This window comes from Klenkia sesuvii, from assembly GCF_037083825.1.
In the GTDB taxonomy this organism is placed as follows: domain Bacteria; phylum Actinomycetota; class Actinomycetes; order Mycobacteriales; family Geodermatophilaceae; genus Klenkia; species Klenkia sesuvii.
Genome location: NZ_JBAPLU010000050.1, coordinates 1 through 1,523, shown reverse-complemented (window position 1 = coordinate 1,523; position 1,523 = coordinate 1). Strand labels below are relative to the sequence as shown.

At 63.4% G+C, this 1,523-nt stretch carries 1 protein-coding gene; it reads left to right on the top strand.

Translation table 11 applies throughout. The annotated features are described in order from the left end of the window. The coding region (ctaD, locus tag TEK04_RS21150) for an aa3-type cytochrome oxidase subunit I (protein WP_432277364.1) at positions 1–1,523 on the top strand (1,523 nt) is incomplete at both ends.

The window sequence follows — 1,523 nt, the reverse complement described above, 5'->3', positions numbered from 1 at the left end:
GTGACGATCGCCCCCGCTCCGATCGTGAGCCGTCCGAGTCCGGTTCACGTGGCCGAGAAGGGTTCGCGGCTCTCGATGCTGCTGCGGACCACTGACCACAAGACCATCGGTCTGATGTACCTGGCCACGTCGTTCACGTGGTTCATGGTGGGTGGCCTGATGGCCATGCTGATGCGTGGTGAGCTGGCTCGGCCTGGGCTGCAGTTCTTGTCCAACGAGCAGTACAACCAGTTGTTCACCATGCACGGCACGGTGATGTTGTTGTTCTTCGCGACGCCGTTGTTCTTCGCGTTCGCGAACTTGATCCTGCCGTTGCAGTTGGGGGCCCCGGATGTGGCGTTCCCGCGGTTGAACGCGTTCTCCTACTGGTTGTTCCTGTTCGGTGGGTTGATCATGATCTCGGGGTTCTTCACCCCGGGTGGGGCGGCGGACTTCGGGTGGTTCGCCTACTCGCCGTTGTCGGACGTGACGAACTCCCCGGGTGCGGGTGGGGACCTGTGGATCGCCGGGCTGGCCGTGTCGGGGTTGGGCACGATCTTGGGTGGGGTGAACTTCATCGCCACGATCGTGTGCCTGCGGGCGCCGGGGATGACGATGTTCCGGATGTCGATCTTCGCGTGGGCGGCGTTGGTCACCTCGATCCTGATCCTGCTGGCGTTCCCGATCCTGACCGCTGCGTTGATGGCGCTGTTGGCTGACCGGCACCTGGGTGCGTTGGTGTTCTCGGCGGCCAACGGTGGGCCGATGCTGTGGCAGCACCTGTTCTGGTTCTTCGGTCATCCCGAGGTCTACATCATCGCGTTGCCGTTCTTCGGGATCATCTCCGAGATCATCCCGGTGTTCGCCCGCAAGCCGTTGTTCGGCTACAAGGGCATGGTGTTCGCGATCATCGGGATCGGGGCGTTGTCGTTGACGGTGTGGGCGCACCACATGTACGCCACCGGCGCGGTGCTGCTGCCCTTCTTCGCGTTCCTCACCTACCTGATCGCCGTCCCCACCGGCATCAAGTTCTTCAACTGGATCGGCACGATGTGGCGGGGCCAGTTGACGTTCGAGACCCCGATGCTGTTCTCCATCGGGTTCCTGGTCACGTTCTTGCTGGGTGGGTTGACCGGGGTGCTGCTGGCCTCCCCGCCGCTGGACTGGCACGTCAGTGACTCCTACTTCGTGGTCGCCCACTTCCACTACGTGGTGTTCGGGACGGTGGTGTTCGCCGCCTACGCCGGCATCTACTTCTGGTTCCCCAAGATGTGCGGCCGGATGATGGACGAGCGGCTGGGCAAGGTGCACTTCTGGCTGACCTTCATCGGCTTCCACGCCACCTTCTTGGTCCAGCACTGGCTGGGCAACGAGGGCATGCCCCGCCGCTACGCCGACTACCTGCCCACCGACGGGTTCACCACCCTGAACACGATCTCCACGATCGGGTCGTTCGTGCTGGGGGCCTCCACCATCCCGTTCCTGTACAACGTGGTGAAGTCCTGGAAGTACGGGCAGCTGGCCCTGCGCGATGACCCCTGGGG